This is a genomic window from Paraburkholderia antibiotica (genome assembly GCF_012927125.1).
Taxonomy (GTDB): Bacteria; Pseudomonadota; Gammaproteobacteria; order Burkholderiales; family Burkholderiaceae; genus Paraburkholderia; species Paraburkholderia antibiotica.
Genome location: NZ_JABBFZ010000060.1, coordinates 1 through 1,631, shown reverse-complemented (window position 1 = coordinate 1,631; position 1,631 = coordinate 1). Strand labels below are relative to the sequence as shown.

Genomic DNA, 1,631 nt, shown 5'->3' with positions numbered 1-1,631 from the left:
CAGAGTGTGTGAAAACGCATTGATCGCCTAAACTGAATCAACGCACTGAGACCGGGTGACTCATGAAGCGATTCGTTGAAGGCGAAGACCGCAAGCAGGTCGCACTACTTCCCGAATGCGTTGATGACTACATCGGACAGGACAATCCAGTCAGGGTGATAGACGCCTTCGTCGACGAGTTGGACCTTGCGGAACTTGGTTTCAACGGTACCACGCCAGCGATCACCGGCCGCCCGTCCTATCATCCAGGCGTGATGCTCAAGATCTATATCTACGGCTACCTGAACCGGATTCCTTCGAGCCGGCGTCTCGAGCGTGAATGTCAGCGCAACGTCGAGCTGATGTGGCTAACGGGACGTCTGGCTCCGGACTTCAAGACGATCGCAGACTTTCGCCGTGACAGCGGCGCAGCCATTCGCAACGTATGCCGGCGTTTCGTCGAACTGTGCCGCGGGCTGAAGCTGCTATCCAGCGACATGGTGGCCATCGACGGTAGCAAGTTCAAGGCGTCAAACAGCCGCGACAGGAACTACACGGCAAGCAAGATCGACAAGCGTCAGCAGCAGATCGAGGAAAGCGTGCAGCGGTATCTCGACCTGATTGAATCCGCAGACCGGACCAGTCCAACAGGTTTCGACGTGAAGACCGTTCGCCTGTACGAGAAGATCGCCCGCCTGCGCCAGCAGATGCGTGAACTCGCACAGATCAGGAAGCAGTTAGGAAAGCAACCGGACAAACAGCTGTCGATGACGGATCCGGACGCACGATCCATGGCAACAAGTGGAAGAGGTTCCGGCATAGTGGGCTACAACGTTCAGGTAGCCGTAGACACGAAACATCACCTGATCGTGGAGCATGAGGTAACTAACGTCGGAAACGATCACGGACAACTCAGCAAGATGGCGGTGTCTGCGAAGGACGCGATGGGCAAGCCGAAGCTGAAGGTTGTTGCTGATCGGGGTTACTTCAGCGGCCCGGAGATACGGGCATGCGATCTGAACGACATCAGCGCGTACGTTCCCAAGCCGCTCACCTCTGCATCGAGGAAGAAAGGTCTGTTCACCAAGGCCGACTTTATCTACGTGGCAAAAAGCGATGTGTATCGATGCCCTGCTGGCGAGCGGGCCATCCTTCGATTCACGACCGTCGAGCATGACATGAACCTGCGGGTGTACTGGCCCAGCGCCTGCCCGCGTTGCCATCTCAAGGAACGATGTTCACCGAGCGACTATCGTCGCATCCGGCGGTGGGAGCACGAGAACACACTGGAAGCCATGCAGCGCCGGCTCGACCGGAAGCCCGATGCAATGACCATCCGCCGAAGTACTGTCGAGCATGTATTCGGTACGCTCAAGCACTGGATGGGTCCTGCACACTTCCTGACCAGGACGCTCAGGCGAGTGAGTACGGAGATGAGCCTTCAGGTGTTGGCCTATAACCTGAAGCGGGTCATGAACATACTTGGCGTTGCGGGGACGTTGAAGGCCATGAAGATGGCTGGAAGCTGAAGCCCCGAGGGGCTTTGTTGCGCTCGCGATGTTCGATTAGTGCAAACTCACGGTATCAAACTCGATCGACCTGACCGGCAATCGCCCGCTTGGCGGCAAAAATGGAGTTTCCACACACTCTGG

The 1,631-nt window shown here is 57.0% G+C and carries 1 protein-coding gene; it reads left to right on the top strand.

Translation table 11 applies throughout. The annotated features are described in order from the left end of the window. Positions 1-62 precede the first annotated feature (62 nt). On the top strand, positions 63-1,508 hold the full coding sequence (locus tag HHL14_RS32710) for an IS1182 family transposase (protein WP_169501733.1): 1,446 nt from the start codon (positions 63-65) through the stop codon (positions 1,506-1,508). Positions 1,509-1,631 lie beyond the last annotated feature (123 nt).

Bases quoted from the DNA above. Each gene is read 5' to 3' on its own strand.
- HHL14_RS32710 (WP_169501733.1), top strand. From the start codon at position 63: ATGAAGCGATTCGTTGAAGGCGAAGACCGCAAGCAGGTCGCACTACTT.